The organism is Gardnerella massiliensis (assembly GCF_003408845.1).
GTDB classification, from domain to species: Bacteria; Actinomycetota; Actinomycetes; order Actinomycetales; family Bifidobacteriaceae; genus Bifidobacterium; species Bifidobacterium vaginale_H.
Window position 1 is genome coordinate 1 of the sequence record NZ_LRTV01000003.1, and the last position, 15,641, is coordinate 15,641.

Consider the following 15,641-nt stretch of genomic DNA (forward strand, 5'->3'; position numbering starts at 1 on the left):
CTCTTCAGCCTTCTTAGGAACAGCAACCTTACCTGACTCTGGCTTCTTCTCGCCTTCTGGCTTCTTTTCACCTTCTGGCTTCTTTTCACCTTCTGGCTTCTTCTCGCCTTCTGGCTTCTTTTCACCTTCTGGCTTCTTTTCACCTTCTGGCTTCTTTTCACCTTCTGGCTTCTTCTCGCCTTCTGGCTTCTTTGGAGTCTCTGGGGTACCAGCCAACTCAGCAAGCTTAACGGTGTAAGCCTCAATCAAGGTCTGCTGCATATCAACAGCAGTCTGAGCATCATCGACGGCCTTCTTGGCTTTACCATAGTCACCAGTATCTGGATCCTTCAGGTCCGCAACAGCATTTTCCTTGTTCTTGAGCTCAGACTTCTTACCTGCGACGTCGCCTACAGGATTAGCAGTAAGCGCAGCCTCAGCGTTATCCTTAGCAGCCTTAGCAGTCACAGCAGCAGCGTGAGCAGTGTTAAAGTCGTCAGCCTTACCATCAGCAGCCTTATCAGCAGCGGTGGCAGCAGCAAAGGTCGTTTCAGTCAAAGCAGCCTCACCCTTCTTAAGGGTCTTGTTCAACTTAGCGAGAGCTGCAGTGAAAGCCTCATCAGCGTTATCCTTCGCAGTCTGAGCAGCATCATGCTTAGCCTGCTTTGCTTCCTCATCGGTTACAGCCTGCTTAGCAGCAGTAACTTCATCTTCAGCAGCTTCAAGATCGCGAGCTGGCTTGCGGAGAGCAGTTTGAGCTTCCTTGAGCTTCTTCTCAGCAGCAGTCTTAGCTTCTTCAGCAGCCTTCTTCTTAGCTTCGAGAACAGCCTTCTGAGCAGCCTTAGTATCTTCCTTCTGAGCGGTAGCAGCAGGAGCGTTGCCCTTATCAGCATTCTCAGCGAGTGCTGGAGCGGCTACAGCCAAACCAGAAAGAAGAGTGGCGCCAGCAGCGAATGCGGCGATAGCCTTCTTATTCAACATAATATTTTCCTTTCTTCTTCTCCTTCACACCAAGTGTGTGAAGAAAAATGTAAACCCGCGGGGTACAAGCCCAGCGGCTCACGCCGGCCGCGAACCCGCGTTTAATCGGCGTTTGTTATTAACATACCCCCCCCCCGTTCGCAAAAGTCAAGACCTCACCAGTTCAAGAAACCATAAAAAACACGCTAAAACGTATTAAAAAATACTGCGCAAGCCAAAAACGCCGTAAAAAATACTAAACTTTCGGCCTTATATCGTAAAAAACAGTAGTTTCAACATTTTCAAAGATTTTTCCCAGAAAACTTTAAGGTAACGCCGCGCTAAACCCCTACCATCCACCAAAACCCTTGCAAAACCGCCACTCCTCACGCGACACACCGACGCAAAAATCCCAATGATTTCAAGCTCAGCCAAAGCGATAGACTCCAAATGTGCGCAACCTACCTCGTGTTTGGAGCGAATAACCACACGACACGCTCCAAACGTGGGAGAAAAACTCCGGCATTTGTAGCTGTTTCGGCTGTTTTGTGGAACATTCGCCGGAGTTTTTTCTCCGGCGTTTGGAGCTGTTTTGGTGGATTTATGGAACATTCGCCAGAATGTTTATCTAGAGTTTGGGGCTGACGACCTAGTTACTAAGTATCACCACACTAACCTGCCCTGCCTTCGTCAATCGAGACGAAGGCAGACCTCGCTTGCGTTGAAAGCACCCCGTGCTTTCAACTTGAGCAAGCTCACGCTCCGAGTTGCCTTCGCGCGCTACGCTTTAAGCGCTTCGGCAGGTCGTCGCGCCCAGTGCTTTCAACCTAAGCGAGTTTCCGCTTTGAAGGAGCTTGAAATCCCAATAATTTCAGACTCGGTCAAAGCGCGCACTGAAGCGCTCCGGCAAGTCAAAGCAAAAGAAAAACCCCGCCACCCGTCGATGGCAGGGTTTTAACAAGTACAACCTACTTGGTGCCTACTTGGTGTGCGCCGAGCGAACAGCTTCACGGTACACGCGACCGCGGAAGGTACCGCAGGATGGGCAAGCCATGTGTGGGAATGCCTCAGAACCGCAGTTCGGGCAAGTCACAGTCTGCACGGCAGACGCCTTCCAATTAGCGCGACGCGAATGCGTATTAGCACGCGAGGTCTTGTATTTAGGCAGTGCCATAATTTTCCTCTATTTCGTTCAATCGATTGAGCTTAAGCGTTCTGTATACTACAGCAAGCGCCGTACATTTTCCCGCAAATGTTCCAAAAATTCACCAAAACAACAACATTCTCCGGAGAAAAAACTCCCGCAAATGTTCCAAATCAACACTTAAGCTCGCGCGGATTGCGACGCGCTCGCTACGAAAATCGCGTTGGAAGCCCCCGGACTTCCAACTTAAGCGAGTTTCCGCTCCGAGTTGCCTTCGCGCTTTTCAGCTTGCTCAAGTTGCTCTTTTAACCCTTCCAACGCCGCAAAACGAATGTCGGTAACATCGTGGCGATGATCCGGATGCTCATTCAGATTCTCACCGCACTGAGGGCAAAGCCCCCGGCAATCTGGCTCACACAACGGCTGCAACGGAAGCTCGCTAACCATCGTGTCTCGAATAAGCGCCTCAATATCCGCAAAATCGCCGCCGCCTACCAAAGGATACACGTTGCCGGACTCGTCGTTATCGTCCCAAATTTGCGCTTCGTCTTCGTCAACATCTTTGCGATTCTTGCGATTATCCGCATGTTGCGAGCGCTCGTCAACGTAAGGGAAGAATACGCAAACGTCTACTTTCCAATCGCGACGAAGCGGCATCAAACAGCGCGCACACTCCGCATGCACCGGAGCTGTGATGCTGCCCTGAAACATTAAACCGTCGACTACAGCATCAAAATCGCCGTCAACCATCACGTCACTACCAGGCTTTACGCCAATAACGCAATCTCCAATCCCCTCAGGTGCTGGGAAGGCGCGGTGCAGTGACATGCTATTGCCAGCGCGCGCAGCCATTTGCGCCACTGGAACCGCCCATGGTGATTGGGATGGATGCGAAGTCATTACTAATTCCTTTCGTTGTTATCTTCTTGTTCGCGCAACGACAAACTTATGTCGTTCTGCACGTGAGCCGCCGCCTGACGACGCTCCTCCAACACGCGCTGCCCCGCTTGAACGTCCTGTTCCAGCTTATCAAGCTGCTGCTTTAAGCCTTCCATAACGGTTGCGCAATACTGGTCTGCACCCTGGGTCAGCTTGTCTGATTTCGCCTGCGCCGAAGCAAGAATTTCTCGCGCTTTCTGCCTTGCTAAAGCGGTGACGTTTTCTTGACCCGCCAAGAATTGCGCGCGTTCTTGCGCTTCGTCAATAATTTGCGACGACTGCAGTTGCGCCGAAGACACGATTGAGCTTGCCTGAGCCTGTGCCGTGCGCAAATGTCGTTCGGCTTCGCGCATCAACGCCGAAGCACGCTCCAATTGCACCGGAAGCATGTCTTTCAAACGAGCCAACTGGTCTACGAAATTGTCGCGATCAATTTTCACCATTCCTGGAGCAAAAATAGCGCCTTTTGCTTCCGCAAGCATCGCTTCCATAGCGTCGATAATGTCGTAAACGGTGGTAAATTCGGCGCGACTCTTCAAACGCGCGGATTCACTCACGTTTTCTTGCGCTACTGACGATTCTTTTGGCTCGTCTTCTTCAAAATCTATTGCCCCACCATCTTCGCGCTCGCGCAAATCTGGCATAGGGAACGCCGTAATTGGGGAGTTTTTACCAGCGTTTGTTACTGCCGCAACGGAGGAGGTTTCCGTATCGTCGGGGTCGGAAATTGCGTTAACGTCGCCGTCGCCGTTGTCACCGGTATCAATTAGCGCACCGCTTCCCGTAGTTGCAAAAACAGGATTTTGCACAACCGGCACGCCATCTACGACAGCATCACCCGCAGCCGCATTAGGCGCATCTTCCTCATTTTCGTCAACAAGAATCGGATGCAGCGGAAGCTTTTGATTTTTATCAACCTGCACTTCGCTTTCCATAGTGTCGTCGCTTCCGGCGTCGGCGAAATTAGCCGGCTTAATCGTTTTGTTCTCGTCCATTCTTCTACTCTCCTATTTTGGTTCTTGTACGGTATCTTGCGCAGCAACGTCTTGTGTAACGTCACCTTGCGCAGTATTTTGCACGATATTATATACGGTATTATGCGCCGAACTCTGTGCTGAATTATATTCCAAACTACTACCGTTGCCGTCGCAAGGCGAACTACAATCCGACTGACAGCTACCAAAAAGTTTGCGCAACAACGGTATTACGTTGTCTGGAACCATACCAGCAACGTTACCTCCGTGACGCGCAACGTCTTTTACTACCGAACTTGAAACATGCTCAAGTACCGGATCAGCTGGCAAAAATAGCGTTTCGATACCGGATAATTTGCGATTTACTAACGCCATGCCGAGTTCCGCTTCGTAATCTCCGTTTTGTCGAAGCCCTTTGACGATTGCGGTTGCGCCAACTTTCGTACAGTAGTCGCTAATCAACCCTGTTGTTGAAGTGACGACTATTGTTCCGCCGTGTTTGCAAGAAAACCTGTTGGTGTGCTGTTTGCAATAGTTACATTCCTCTACTTTGGGGAACTTTCGCACAGCGTCGCTAATAATTTGCACTCGTTCTGCTTCCGAAAACAGCGGCTTCTTTGCAGCGTTCACCGCAACCAGCACGTGCACTTCGTCAAATAGATGCGCACAGCGTTGTATTACGTCTAAATGGCCGGCAGTGACTGGATCATACGAGCCGGGACACACAGCTATAGTCATGCTTTTAGCGTAGCACCCATTAGGCTCAGAGTAAAAATTAGGGCGCGCGGCGGGAGCGGTTTTTGTTGCGATAATGTTTTATGCTTAACTGCATGTAGGCTTGGGTTTGTAAGACTTGGGTTTGCAAGGCTTGAGTTTGTAAGACTTGAGTTTGTAAGGCTTGGGTTACGCTACTTGAGTTTGCACGACTTGGGTTACGCAACTTGGTTGGTTTGAGAAAAAGGATGCGACAATGTTTTCAACATTAGTGACTGACAATATGACGTCTCATACAGCGTTTTACGCAGCAATGGAAGCTGATTCGCAGTCCGCTCCTGATTCTGGTTCCGGCACTAGCACTTCGGTTTTGGAGCGCCCAGAAGTCGACGAGGATGCCCGCTTAGACGATGGCGGCAATGCGGATCGTTTTGCGCACTACGTTTCTAAAGATCGTATTGAAGAATCGCGTTTAACTGGACGACCGGTGGTTGCGTTGTGCGGTAAAGTTTGGATTCCGCGACACGAGGCGAAAGATTATCCGGTATGCCCAGAGTGCAAGCGACTTTACGAAGAAATAGGAAAGTTTAGTTTTTAGTAACTAAAAATTTTTAGTAACTAAGAAGTATAAAAGTATAACTTTTATATAATTGTCGACTTTATACAATTTCCGGCAATTTCCGACAAATGTTCCAAAATAACGTCGATGTAGCTACAAAAGCCGGAAATTCTCCGGCAAATGTTCCACAAAACCACCAAAACAACAACAAACGCCGGAGAAAAAACTCCCGCAAATGTTCCACAAAAAGCGACAGTCCCTTTACAAAGGTGTAAAGAAACTGTCGCCTATAATCGCAATTTACAAAACGTGAATCTCGGTAGGAATTGCAGGATCTCCACGCATCAAACTTTGCGCAGCCAACGGCAAACGCTTCAAAGCCGAAGCGCAATAATCCTGAGCGCGCATAATCACATCGTGACCCATGTATTGCGAATCCACTTCACCATCACGCACGTAGTCAACCAGCAAATTCTCCCACGAATCCTCAGGCTTAAACTGAGCAAGCGCAACTTCCGAACCAGAAATTACGCGCTCGCAATCGGCCACACCGTTAGAATCGCTGCTGTAATCGTAGGAACGATACGCCAACTTACGCCCCGGCACAGTCGCCTTATTCTTCGACTTCTTAGCAACCGGCTGCATCACGCCATCCGCACCCTCGCGTTCGGTAAGCTTATAAACCATTGCGCAAGTTGGAGCGCCAGAACCAGTCACCAGCATGGTGCCAATGCCGTACGAATCAACCGGAGCGTTCTGCAGTGACGCAAGCGCGTACTCGTCCAAATCGTTCGTAACCGTAATCTTCGTGTTCTTAGCACCCAAATCGTCAAGCTGATTCCTAACACGACGAGCCAATGCGCACAAATCCCCGGAATCAATACGAATACCGCCAAGCTCCGGACCTGCAACTTCCACAGCCGTCTTTACAGCTTCCTCAATGTTGTAAGTGTCCACAAGAAGCGTCGTACCCTTGCCAAGAGCGGCAATCTGGGAAGTAAAAGCGTCGCGTTCAGTGTCGTGCACGAGCGTAAAGCAGTGAGCCGCTGTGCCGATTGCCTTCAAACCGTAAATTTTTGCAGCAAGAAGGTTTGCTGTACCCTTAAAACCGCCAATTACTGCGGCACGAGACGCAGCGACAGCCGAATACTCGTTCGTGCGGCGGCCGCCCATATCCATGCAAGGACGCCCGGCGGAGGCAGAAACCATGCGGGCTGCAGCAGACGCAACCGCGCAATCGTAATTAAGCACGGAAAGCAGCACGGTTTCAAGCAAAGTGCACTCACCAAAAGTGCCTTCTACTTGCAAAATTGGCGAATTTGGGAAGAACATCTCACCTTCACGATATCCGGAAATTTTACCGTGAAAGCGGAAATTTTCCAGCCATTTAATGGTTTCAGCGCTAACAATTTTACGATCACTTAAGAAACGCAAATCTTCTTCCGAAAGGTGGAACTTTTGCAACTCCTCCAAAATACGGCCGGTGCCAGCAACAACGCCATAGCGACGACCCTGAGGAAGGTGACGCGTAAAAATTTCGAATACGCACTTGCGATTTGCGGTGCCGTCTTTAAGAGCTGCATCGAGCATAGTGTACTCATACATATCAGTCATAAGCGCAGATGAAATCTCAACCATGATATTCCTTCATTCCTTTCGGCAACGAACAAATCAAAATTAGTTAAACGAATCTAGTTAAATCGCTAAACTAAATCGCAATAATTAAATCGCTAAAACTAAATCGTTAAAACTAAATCGTTAAAACTAAATCGCAATAATTGTATCGCTAGCTAAAGAGCCGAGAAAGTGTCAAATAAACGAAGCGACAGTTACTTTACAGCGTTGTAAAGAAACTAACGAAATCACGCCAAAAAACGACAGTTACTTTACAGCCGTGTAAAGAAACTAACGAAACCTCGCAAAAAAGCGACGGAAACTTTACAAGCATGTACAGAAAATGTCGAAATTAAGGCGAGAACACTTGACTATAGTCAAATCGCAGTATAAAGAAACATTTATAATAGCAAGTATGTTTAATAAGACTTTGAACGAAGAAACCGCAAACGTTACTAAAGCCGCGGAAAACCTGCGCTTATACAACACCGCCTCCCACGCAACCAACGCCTTTGCGCCTAGCAAACCAGGTCATGTTGGAATGTACGTGTGCGGCGCCACCGTGCAAAGTTCCCCACATATTGGCCACATTCGCGCGGCAATCGCCTTCGACGTAATCCGCCGCTGGCTGCTACGTTTAGGCTACAACGTTACTTTTGTGCGCAACGTCACCGATATTGACGACAAAATTATGAAAAAAGCTAGCGAAGCCGGCCAGACTTGGTGGGAACGCGCCTACATTTACGAGCGCGAATTTACTGAATCCTATAACACTTTAGGCGTACTGCCACCAACGGTTGAACCACGCGCCACCGGCCATATTACGGATATGGTTGAGCTGATTGAGCGTTTAATTGAGCGCGGGCACGCGTACGTTATTCGAGACGATTCGGGAAATCCTGCCGGCAACGTCTACTTTGACGTGCCAAGTTGGGAACGTTACGGCGAGCTAACGCACCAAAATCAAAATTGCAATGGAAATAATGGTGACGTAGCCGCCGCAATTGCGGACGCACAAGGCCCTAGCGTCGACGCAGCCGGCAACGATAAGTACAATCCGACCGACCCAGCCGACGCTTCCCCAGACAAGCACGATCCGCGCGATTTTGCACTTTGGAAAGCCCCTTGCGACTTCGATCAGCCGGACGCGCGCTGGAAAACGCCTTTCGGAGAAGGTCGCCCAGGATGGCATATTGAGTGCTCTGCTATGAGCCACCGTTACCTTGGCGACAATTTTGATATTCACGGCGGCGGATTGGATTTGCGCTTCCCACACCACGAAAACGAGATGGCACAAACGCTTGCTGCAGGCTGGAAAAGCGCAAACGTGTGGATGCACTCAGCTTGGGTAACCGCCAAAGGTGAGAAAATGTCGAAATCGTTGGGAAATGGCCTTTCTGTGCCAGTTGTTTTGGCGAAAAATTCGGCTTGGGTAGTGCGATACGCTTTGGGAGCAGTACAGTATCGAGCCATGCTGGAATGGTCCGACCAAGCGTTGGCAGAAGCGCAAGCAGCGTACGAGCGAATCAGCAATTTCCTCGAGCGAGCAAACCGCCTACTCGACGAACAGCCGACGCGAGAGGAAGTGCAATCTGTAGACGCAGACTCGCTTCCGGAAGACTTTACGCGCGCAATGAACGACGATATTAACGTTTCCGGTGCAAACGCAGCTATCTTTACCACAATCCGCCAAGGCAACGCGCTTCTCGACGATTGCGCACAAGATCCTGCACAAGCTCAAAGCGATGGCATGAAAAAGTTGCTATACACCGCGGTTTTGCAAGTGCGCGCTATGCTTGACACGCTCGGCCTAGATCCATACGCAGAGCCGTGGACCACAAACGCGGGGCAAGCTTCCGGCAATAATACGAGCGCAAACAAAGAACACGAGGCGTTAGACGCGTTAGTAATGTCCCAACTTCAAGCACGAGCAGACGCGCGCAAATCCAAGGATTTCGCCACTGCCGACGCAATTCGTAACGCTTTGAATCAGGCGGGAATTGTGATTGAAGATAGTGCGCAAGGCTCCTCATGGCACTTGCAGTAAGTGAGGAAGTGAGTGCAACAGTGAGTATTGCAGCAAGTATTGCAGTGAGTACAGCAACGCTAGCAAACGTAAACGTTAACAACAGCAGATAGAATAGGAAGATTATGGCAGCATTTAGTTCGTTAACAGACCGCCTTTCCAATGCTTTCAAGCATTTGCGCAGTAAAGGCAAACTTTCCGAATCGGATATCGACGGCACGATCCGCGAAATCCGACGCGCCCTTCTCGACGCCGACGTTGCGCTGGAAGTGGTGCGTTCCTTCACAGCTAGAATCCGCGAGCGCGCGCTCGGCGAGGAAGTATCGCAAGCGTTGAACCCGGCTCAGCAGGTTGTGAAAATTGTGAACGACGAGTTGACTCAGGTGCTTGGCGCTGGAGTTGACAGGCCGCTTAATTTCGCGAAATATCCGCCGACGGTGATTATGCTTGCTGGTTTGCAAGGCGCCGGTAAGACTACGCTCGCCGGAAAGCTCGGCTACTGGCTTAAGGATGCGGGTCACACTCCGCTGCTGGTTGCGGCAGATTTGCAGCGTCCTAACGCTGTTACGCAGCTGCAGGTTGTGGGCGAGCGCGCAGGAGTGCCAGTTTTCGCTCCAGAAAAGGGCGTGCAGACGGGTGGTAACGCAATTTCTTTGCCGTGGGCTTCTAAAGGAGATCCGGTAAAAGTTGCGCGAAAGGCAGTCGATTTTGCGCGCGAAAAAATGTACGACACGGTGATTATTGATACCGCCGGCCGCTTGGGTGTGGACGAGACTTTAATGAAGCAGGCGCGAAATATTCGCGATGCTGTGCAGCCTCAGGAAGTGCTGTTTGTTATTGACGCCATGATTGGCCAGGACGCGGTGCGCACGGCTCAGGCGTTTAACGAAGGCGTGGACTTTACGGGCGTGGTGCTTTCTAAGCTCGACGGCGACGCGCGAGGCGGTGCTGCTCTTTCGGTTGCAAGCGTTACTGGAAAGCCGATTCTGTTCGCTTCCACCGGCGAAGGATTAAAGGATTTTGAAATTTTCCATCCTGACCGCATGGCTTCCAGAATCCTCGATATGGGCGATATTTTAACGCTTATTGAGCATGCACAGAAGCAGTTTGACGAGGAAGAATCGCGCAAGGCTGCTGCGAAAATTGCTGAAGGCAGCTTTGGTTTGGACGACTTTTTGGATCAGCTTCAGCAGGTTCGTAAGCTTGGTTCGATGAAGAAGCTTTTGGGTATGATGCCTGGAATGGCCGCTCACCGCCAGGAGCTTGAGCAGTTCGACGAGAAGGAAATTGACCGCACTGAAGCGATTATTCGCTCTATGACTCCGGCCGAGCGCAGGGACACGAAGATTATTGATGGCTCGCGTCGCGCGCGCATTGCGGCTGGTGCTGGCGTGAGTGTGTCGCAGGTGAACGCGCTGTTGCAGCGTTTTGAGCAGGCTGCGAAGATGATGAAGCGCATGAGCGGCGGCGCTGGAATGCCTGGAATGGGTGGCATGCCTGGATTTGGCGGCCCTGGAGGAAAGTCGAAGCGCAAGGATAAAAAGTCCAAGAAGAAGGGCGGAAAGTCCGGCAATCCAATGCGCCGCGAAGCTGAGGAGCGCGCGCTGCGCGAGAGGCTTTCGGGAGAATCTTCCGGAAGTGGAAATGGTGACGACGTTGCTGGCTCCGCTTTCGCAAAGCCGCAGCAGCCAAATCTTCCCGCCGGCTTGCAGGAACTTATGAACGCAAATCCGGGGCTTGCTGACGAAGAATCACAGCTACCACCAAACTTTGGCGGCGGACTTGCTGGGTTATTTGGAAAATAAGCGGTTATTCGGAAAATAAGCGGTTATTCGGAAGATGAGTTTTGTATTAGCAATTCTGTGGGTTATATTTGCTGCGCTTCTTTGCTGGCAGTTGCTACGTTGGCTGCCGGCTGGCATGGACAAATATAACCCACTCCCGTATATTATTGCGCTTCTGCCGCTTTCGACTTATGTTGTAGGAGCGCTGCTTTTCTTTAGTATTTTCGCTACAGAATGGCAAGTGCTGTACGCATCTAAAAATCCGCAATCGTATGATTTCGCTCAATCTTACACATATTTATGCATTGCTTACGCGGTACTATTTTTGATTTCACTTAAGTCGTATACGCCGTACTGGTTTGGAAGATTGCGTAGGTTGCGTAAGTTGCAGAAGTTGCTAAGAGAGCAGCTAGAAACGCCGGAGAATTTTCCGGGAAATGTTCCACAAAACCACCAAAACAACAACAAACTCCAGGAATTTTCCGGCAAATGTTCCACAAAACAGCCAAAACAACAACAAACGCCGGAAATTCTCCCGCAAATGTTCCAAAAAACGGCTAAAACAACAACAAACGCCGGAAATTCTCCCGCAAATGTTCCAAAAAACGGCCAAAACAGCAACAAACTCCGGAAAAATCAGCCTCAAGAAATCCGCGTAATGACGCTTAATTGCAGGTACGGAAAGGCGAGCGCGCACCAAATAATCGAAATAGCGAAAAAATATCATGTAAATACGTTACTTTTACAAGAATTAAGCGAATCTTTAGTAAAAAATCTTAAAAAACTAGGAATTTCCGAAATTTTTCCAACGTTGTGCATAGGTGCGAAAAGTGAGCACAACAATGGCGGATTTAACGCTATTTTTACGCAATATTCCGCAATTTCTACTTGTGATAATGCCGTAACAATTGAGGCGGCAAGCATACCAAGCGTTACAACTCACCTCACTTCCCCTGCACAAACGCAACAGATTAGCGTGAAGTTCGCTTCCGCGCATCCAAAGTCGCCTATGCGAGGGTGTGAGGCTTGGAGCGAGGGCATACGCGCGCTTTCAAACATTGCGGATAGGTCTACGGAAAGTACTGATTTTTCAACGATACCAACGCTTACGATTCTTACAGGCGATCTCAACTCCGCAATCGACCACCCCAGCTTCCGCACGCTGCTAAAAGCCGGTTTTATAGATACTGGAATTTCGCTTGGCAAGCGCCTACAAACATGGCCTACGTGGCTTGAGTGGCCAAATCTTACGCTGGATCACGTGCTATTTTGCGCAAAAAACTGCCGCGCTCAAGCCGTTTGGCAACAAACTGAAGTAATCGACGGCACCGATCATCTCGCCTACCTCGCCGAAATCGACATCTATCCGCAATCAACCTCTATCCACTAAATCAACTATCTACTAAAACATCTATCCACTAAATAAAAACGTTTTAACACCAGGCAAAAAACGTCCGTACGAACAGGCATAATAGATAAGTTATTCGCGTGAATCGGCGCCCTCTTCCCGACCACGTGAGGAACATGTGGAAGCTCGCAAGGAGTGCCCCACACCCGAACGAAATTCCGCGACTCTAGTTATAAGGAGAGCCATTTTGGCAACCAAGATTCGTCTTAAGCGATTGGGCAAGAAATTCTATGCCTTCTACCGTGTGGTCATTTCCGACGCTCGTAACAAGCGCAACGGTCAGTCCATTGAAGAGATCGGCGTATACGATCCAAACAAGCAGCCATCTCTGATTCAGATTGATTCTGAGCGCGCACAGTACTGGCTTGGCGTTGGCGCACAGCCAACCGAACCAGTGTTGAAGCTTTTGAAGATTACCGGTGATTGGCAGAAGTTCAAGGGTCTCGACGGTGCTGAAGGCACGTTGAAGACTTCTGAAGCTGGTCCAGACGCTCAGGCTCGCGTGGAAGCTGTTGAAGCTGAAGCGCAGAAGTTGAAGGCCGCTAAGTCTGAAGCCGCTGCTAAGGCACAGGCTGCCGCTGAAGCCGCCGCAAACGAGGCTGAAGAAGCCCCAGCTGAAGCTGCAGAAGCCGCTGAAGCCGAGGAAAAGGCTGAGTAATCATGCTGGCTCAAGCTGTGGAACATCTCATCAAGAACATCGTGGACTTCCCCGATGACGTGTCGGTACGCTCTCACGAAAACGCTCGCGGCGAACTGCTGCGTGTGCGCGTGAACCCTGAGGATATCGGTCGCGTTATTGGCCGTAATGGTCGTACCGCTAATGCTATTCGCATTGTTGTGCAAGCTTTAAGCGATCACAACGTGCGCGTAGACATCATGGACGTACGTAAGTGAGATGAACGTGGCCTTAGACCAACAATCTTTTGACAACCCTCAGCAACGTCGTAATGACCTGCTGAGGGTTTGTCGTATCGGAAAAGCCCAAGGATTAAAGGGCGAAGTTACAGTACAAGTCTTCACTGACGAACCGTACGAACGTTTTGAACCTGGAACTGTGCTCTACACTGCCGACGGTTCTCAAGAATTTGTTATCGAACGCGCACGCACCTTCAAAAACCGTTGGATTCTGCTGTTTGAAGAATCCCAAAATCGCAACGACGCTGAAGCTCTTAACGGCTTGGAATTATACGTGCCAGCGGAAGACGCGCAGGAACTTGCAGCAGAAAACGCTTGGTATATTAAGGATTTAGTCGGCTTGGAAGCGCGACTTTGCGAAGGAAATCAGCTTGGAATTCCGGCTGGCACTATTGGAAAAGTGGTGGACGTGCTCGACGGCGCGCAATCCTTACTAAAAATCCGCTTAAATCAGCCTGCTGACGGCGACAATACGAATACGAGTGCGGATACGACTGAGGATAAGCCTGCGAATAAGACTGCGCTCGTGCCGTTTGTAGAGGCGCTTGTGCCGGAAGTTGACGTTGCTGCGGGCTTTTTGACGATTGATCCGCCGGGCGGCTTAATTCCAGGACTTTCGTAGCTTCCGTAGATTTCGTAACTTTCGTAACGGCTTCCGTAACTTACGTGACTTTTGTATCTTACGTAATTCTGGTAATTTCCGAAATTTCCGTAACTCCCGCAACTTTGTTTAGTAGAGTACATTATGATGAACATCGATATTATTTCCGTATTCCCCGAGTATTTTCGCATGCTCGACTTGAGTCTGCTCGGCAAGGCGCAAAATAACGGCTTGCTGCAGATTCGCGCGTACAATTTGCGCAAGTGGACGCACGATGTGCATCAGTCGGTTGACGATACTCCGGTTGGCGGCGGCGCCGGCATGGTGATGAAACCGGAAGTGTGGGCTGAATGCTTGGATGAGCTGCTCGATTTGCCGGAAGCTGAAAGTAAGCCGATTCTTATCTTCCCTAATCCTTCCGCGCCTTTGTTTACGCAACGAGATGCCACGGAATTAAGTCACGCTAATCATTTGGTATTTGGTTGCGGACGCTACGAAGGCTACGACGCGCGAATTCCGGAATACTACCGTGCGCAGGGCGTGGATGTGCGAGAATATTCGATTGGCGATTACGTGCTTAACGGCGGCGAAGTGGCAGTGAGCGTTATGCTTGAGGCGATTACGCGCTTGCTTCCGGGCTTTATGGGGAATCCGGATTCGATTGTTGAGGAATCGTACACGGGTGCGGACGCGCTTTTGGAGCATCACCAGTATACGCGTCCGACTACGTGGCGCGGATTGAGTGTGCCGGAAGTGTTGACTTCTGGGAATCATGCGAAAGTTGACCGGTTCCGTCGCGATGAAGCGATTGCGCGAACTAGCGAGATTCGCCCTGATTTAATTGAACGACTTGATTGCAGCGCACTAGATAAGGCGGATCGCAAAACGTTGATAGCGCTCGGTTGGGAAGTTTCTGCCGACCACCCGCGCAAAAAGTGACGCTAGCAACAAATGCCGGGAATTTTCCGGAGAATGTTCCAAAAAACGGCTAAAACAACAACAAACGCCGGAGATTATCCGGCAAATGTTCCAAAAAACGGCCAAAACAACAACAAACGCCGGAGAAAAAACAAACTCTGGAAAATAAATTAGTCGCGAGAAGGCTGAATAAACAACACGGCAGTTTCGCCGTAATTGCGCGTATCGAACAGCTCCCAACCCTCAGGAACCGCCGGCAAAACGCTGCGCGCGCTACGCTCCAACACAATCAGCGTATCAACCGCCGCACTCGCAACACCATGCTCAACCATCGAAGCAAGCAGCTTCTCACAATCCGCAGTCTCGTAAGCATACGGCGGATCAATAAACACCAACTCGAACGCTTCCCCACTATAATCCGCCACAAACTGCTCCGCGCGCTTACGAACCACACGCATCGAAAGCGCACTATCCCACGCTTTCGCACCCTGCAAAACCTTCGCCGTACGAAGTATAAGAGCCGCCGCCTGAGCGTTTGCCTCAACCGACACCAGCTCGCGCGCTCCACGAGATAGCGCCTCAACTCCGAGCGCACCCGTGCCGGCAAATAAGTCAAGCACGCGCGCGTCGTCGCACACATTCCACGAATCAAGCCTCGAAAATATGGCTTCTTTCGTGCGATCCGTGGTCGGCCTTGTACAAGACTGCGCTGAAGTAAGTGGCAAAGATTTGAAACGTCCGGCAATAATATGCATACTTCTAGCTTAGCTGCAGCCTCAAACGGAAATAAATGCCGCGCATTTTCCGGCAAATGTTACAAATCAACACTTAAGCTCGCGCGGGTAACGCGCTCGCTATTGAGCTTGCGTTGAAAGCATATCGTGCTTTCAACTTGAGCAAGCTCACGCTCCGAGTTGCTTTCGCGCGCACAATGCAGCGCTCAAGCAGTTCATCGCGCAAACGCCGGGAATTTTCCCGCAAATGTTCCAAAAAACCAGCAAAACAGCAACATTTTCCGGAGAAAAAACTCCCGCAAATGTTCCAAAAAACAGCCAAAACAGCAACAAACGCCGGGAATTTTCCCGCAAATGTTCCAAAAAACCAGC

At 50.1% G+C, this 15,641-nt stretch carries 15 protein-coding genes and 2 pseudogenes; 8 read left to right on the plus strand and 9 right to left on the minus strand.

Features of this window, described 5'->3' with window-relative positions:
- The 6 genes and pseudogenes from AXE77_RS06720 to coaD all read right to left on the minus strand — a co-directional run.
- Window positions 1-960 (minus strand): annotated as a pseudogene (locus tag AXE77_RS06720) (hypothetical protein); the annotation flags it as partial.
- A 249-nt stretch (window positions 961-1,209) separates the two neighbouring features.
- Entirely contained in the window at window positions 1,210-1,551 is a 342-nt protein-coding gene (locus AXE77_RS06625) for a hypothetical protein (protein ID WP_165846046.1), read from the minus strand.
- Window positions 1,552-1,918: 367 nt separating this feature from the next.
- Window positions 1,919-2,113 carry a 50S ribosomal protein L32 gene (gene rpmF, locus AXE77_RS03030; protein WP_116712094.1) on the minus strand — a complete coding sequence of 65 codons (195 nt, stop codon included), beginning with the start codon at window positions 2,111-2,113 and terminating at the stop codon, window positions 1,919-1,921.
- Between the two features lie 216 nt (window positions 2,114-2,329).
- A complete protein-coding gene (locus AXE77_RS03035) occupies window positions 2,330-2,983 on the minus strand; it encodes a YceD family protein (RefSeq protein ID WP_116712095.1) in 654 nt (217 codons plus the stop codon).
- 2 nt (window positions 2,984-2,985) lie between these two features.
- Window positions 2,986-4,017, minus strand: coding sequence for a hypothetical protein (locus AXE77_RS03040; RefSeq protein WP_116712096.1), 1,032 nt, complete (start codon window positions 4,015-4,017; stop codon window positions 2,986-2,988).
- Between the two features lie 198 nt (window positions 4,018-4,215).
- Window positions 4,216-4,734, minus strand: a pseudogene (gene coaD, locus AXE77_RS03045) (pantetheine-phosphate adenylyltransferase); the annotation flags it as partial.
- A 232-nt stretch (window positions 4,735-4,966) separates the two neighbouring features.
- Here coaD and AXE77_RS03050 point away from each other — a divergent pair.
- Complete coding sequence (locus AXE77_RS03050; RefSeq protein WP_116712098.1) at window positions 4,967-5,308, plus strand: DUF3039 domain-containing protein; 342 nt, start codon at window positions 4,967-4,969, stop codon at window positions 5,306-5,308.
- Between the two features lie 261 nt (window positions 5,309-5,569).
- On the opposite strand, the gene AXE77_RS03055 is transcribed toward AXE77_RS03050, so the two are convergent.
- Entirely contained in the window at window positions 5,570-6,907 is a 1,338-nt protein-coding gene (locus tag AXE77_RS03055) for a nicotinate phosphoribosyltransferase (protein ID WP_116712099.1), read from the minus strand.
- Between the two features lie 391 nt (window positions 6,908-7,298).
- On the opposite strand from AXE77_RS03055, the gene cysS reads away from it, so the two are divergent.
- From cysS to trmD, 7 genes are all read left to right on the plus strand, one after another.
- Window positions 7,299-8,930, plus strand: coding sequence for a cysteine--tRNA ligase (gene cysS / locus AXE77_RS03060; RefSeq protein WP_116712100.1), 1,632 nt, complete (start codon window positions 7,299-7,301; stop codon window positions 8,928-8,930).
- Window positions 8,931-9,034: 104 nt separating this feature from the next.
- Complete coding sequence (gene ffh, locus AXE77_RS03065; protein ID WP_116712101.1) at window positions 9,035-10,714, plus strand: signal recognition particle protein; 1,680 nt, start codon at window positions 9,035-9,037, stop codon at window positions 10,712-10,714.
- Window positions 10,715-10,748: 34 nt separating this feature from the next.
- On the plus strand, window positions 10,749-12,083 hold the full coding sequence (locus tag AXE77_RS03070) for an endonuclease/exonuclease/phosphatase family protein (protein WP_116712102.1): 1,335 nt from the start codon (window positions 10,749-10,751) through the stop codon (window positions 12,081-12,083).
- Window positions 12,084-12,288: 205 nt separating this feature from the next.
- Window positions 12,289-12,759 carry a 30S ribosomal protein S16 gene (rpsP, locus tag AXE77_RS03075; RefSeq protein ID WP_116712103.1) on the plus strand — a complete coding sequence of 157 codons (471 nt, stop codon included), beginning with the start codon at window positions 12,289-12,291 and terminating at the stop codon, window positions 12,757-12,759.
- Between the two features lie 2 nt (window positions 12,760-12,761).
- The gene (locus AXE77_RS03080) at window positions 12,762-12,995 is read left to right on the plus strand and encodes an RNA-binding protein (RefSeq protein WP_116712104.1); all 234 of its coding nucleotides are present in this window, start codon (window positions 12,762-12,764) and stop codon (window positions 12,993-12,995) included.
- Window position 12,996: 1 nt separating this feature from the next.
- Window positions 12,997-13,638 carry a ribosome maturation factor RimM gene (rimM, locus tag AXE77_RS03085; protein WP_116712105.1) on the plus strand — a complete coding sequence of 214 codons (642 nt, stop codon included), beginning with the start codon at window positions 12,997-12,999 and terminating at the stop codon, window positions 13,636-13,638.
- Window positions 13,639-13,764: 126 nt separating this feature from the next.
- Complete coding sequence (trmD, locus tag AXE77_RS03090) at window positions 13,765-14,556, plus strand: tRNA (guanosine(37)-N1)-methyltransferase TrmD (RefSeq protein ID WP_205727523.1); 792 nt, start codon at window positions 13,765-13,767, stop codon at window positions 14,554-14,556.
- A 149-nt stretch (window positions 14,557-14,705) separates the two neighbouring features.
- Here the strand turns inward: trmD and rsmD are convergent, their stop codons facing one another.
- A complete protein-coding gene (rsmD, locus tag AXE77_RS03095) occupies window positions 14,706-15,290 on the minus strand; it encodes a 16S rRNA (guanine(966)-N(2))-methyltransferase RsmD (protein ID WP_116712107.1) in 585 nt (194 codons plus the stop codon).
- Between the two features lie 147 nt (window positions 15,291-15,437).
- Window positions 15,438-15,641 (minus strand): hypothetical protein (locus AXE77_RS06725; RefSeq protein ID WP_205727522.1); only part of this gene is annotated, 204 nt, incomplete at its 5' end.

Excerpts from the sequence above, each read along its gene's own strand:
- AXE77_RS03040 (WP_116712096.1), bottom strand. The coding sequence starts at position 4,017 with ATGGACGAGAACAAAACGATTAAGCCGGCTAATTTCGCCGACGCCGGA.
- AXE77_RS03050 (WP_116712098.1), top strand. The coding sequence starts at position 4,967 with ATGTTTTCAACATTAGTGACTGACAATATGACGTCTCATACAGCGTTT.
- rsmD (WP_116712107.1), bottom strand. The coding sequence starts at position 15,290 with ATGCATATTATTGCCGGACGTTTCAAATCTTTGCCACTTACTTCAGCG.
- ffh (WP_116712101.1), top strand. The coding sequence starts at position 9,035 with ATGGCAGCATTTAGTTCGTTAACAGACCGCCTTTCCAATGCTTTCAAG.
- AXE77_RS03070 (WP_116712102.1), top strand. The coding sequence starts at position 10,749 with ATGAGTTTTGTATTAGCAATTCTGTGGGTTATATTTGCTGCGCTTCTT.
- rimM (WP_116712105.1), top strand. The coding sequence starts at position 12,997 with ATGAACGTGGCCTTAGACCAACAATCTTTTGACAACCCTCAGCAACGT.
- AXE77_RS03080 (WP_116712104.1), top strand. The coding sequence starts at position 12,762 with ATGCTGGCTCAAGCTGTGGAACATCTCATCAAGAACATCGTGGACTTC.
- AXE77_RS06625 (WP_165846046.1), bottom strand. The coding sequence starts at position 1,551 with ATGTTCCATAAATCCACCAAAACAGCTCCAAACGCCGGAGAAAAAACT.
- AXE77_RS03035 (WP_116712095.1), bottom strand. The coding sequence starts at position 2,983 with ATGACTTCGCATCCATCCCAATCACCATGGGCGGTTCCAGTGGCGCAA.
- trmD (WP_205727523.1), top strand. The coding sequence starts at position 13,765 with ATGAACATCGATATTATTTCCGTATTCCCCGAGTATTTTCGCATGCTC.
- cysS (WP_116712100.1), top strand. The coding sequence starts at position 7,299 with ATGTTTAATAAGACTTTGAACGAAGAAACCGCAAACGTTACTAAAGCC.
- AXE77_RS03055 (WP_116712099.1), bottom strand. The coding sequence starts at position 6,907 with ATGGTTGAGATTTCATCTGCGCTTATGACTGATATGTATGAGTACACT.
- rpmF (WP_116712094.1), bottom strand. The coding sequence starts at position 2,113 with ATGGCACTGCCTAAATACAAGACCTCGCGTGCTAATACGCATTCGCGT.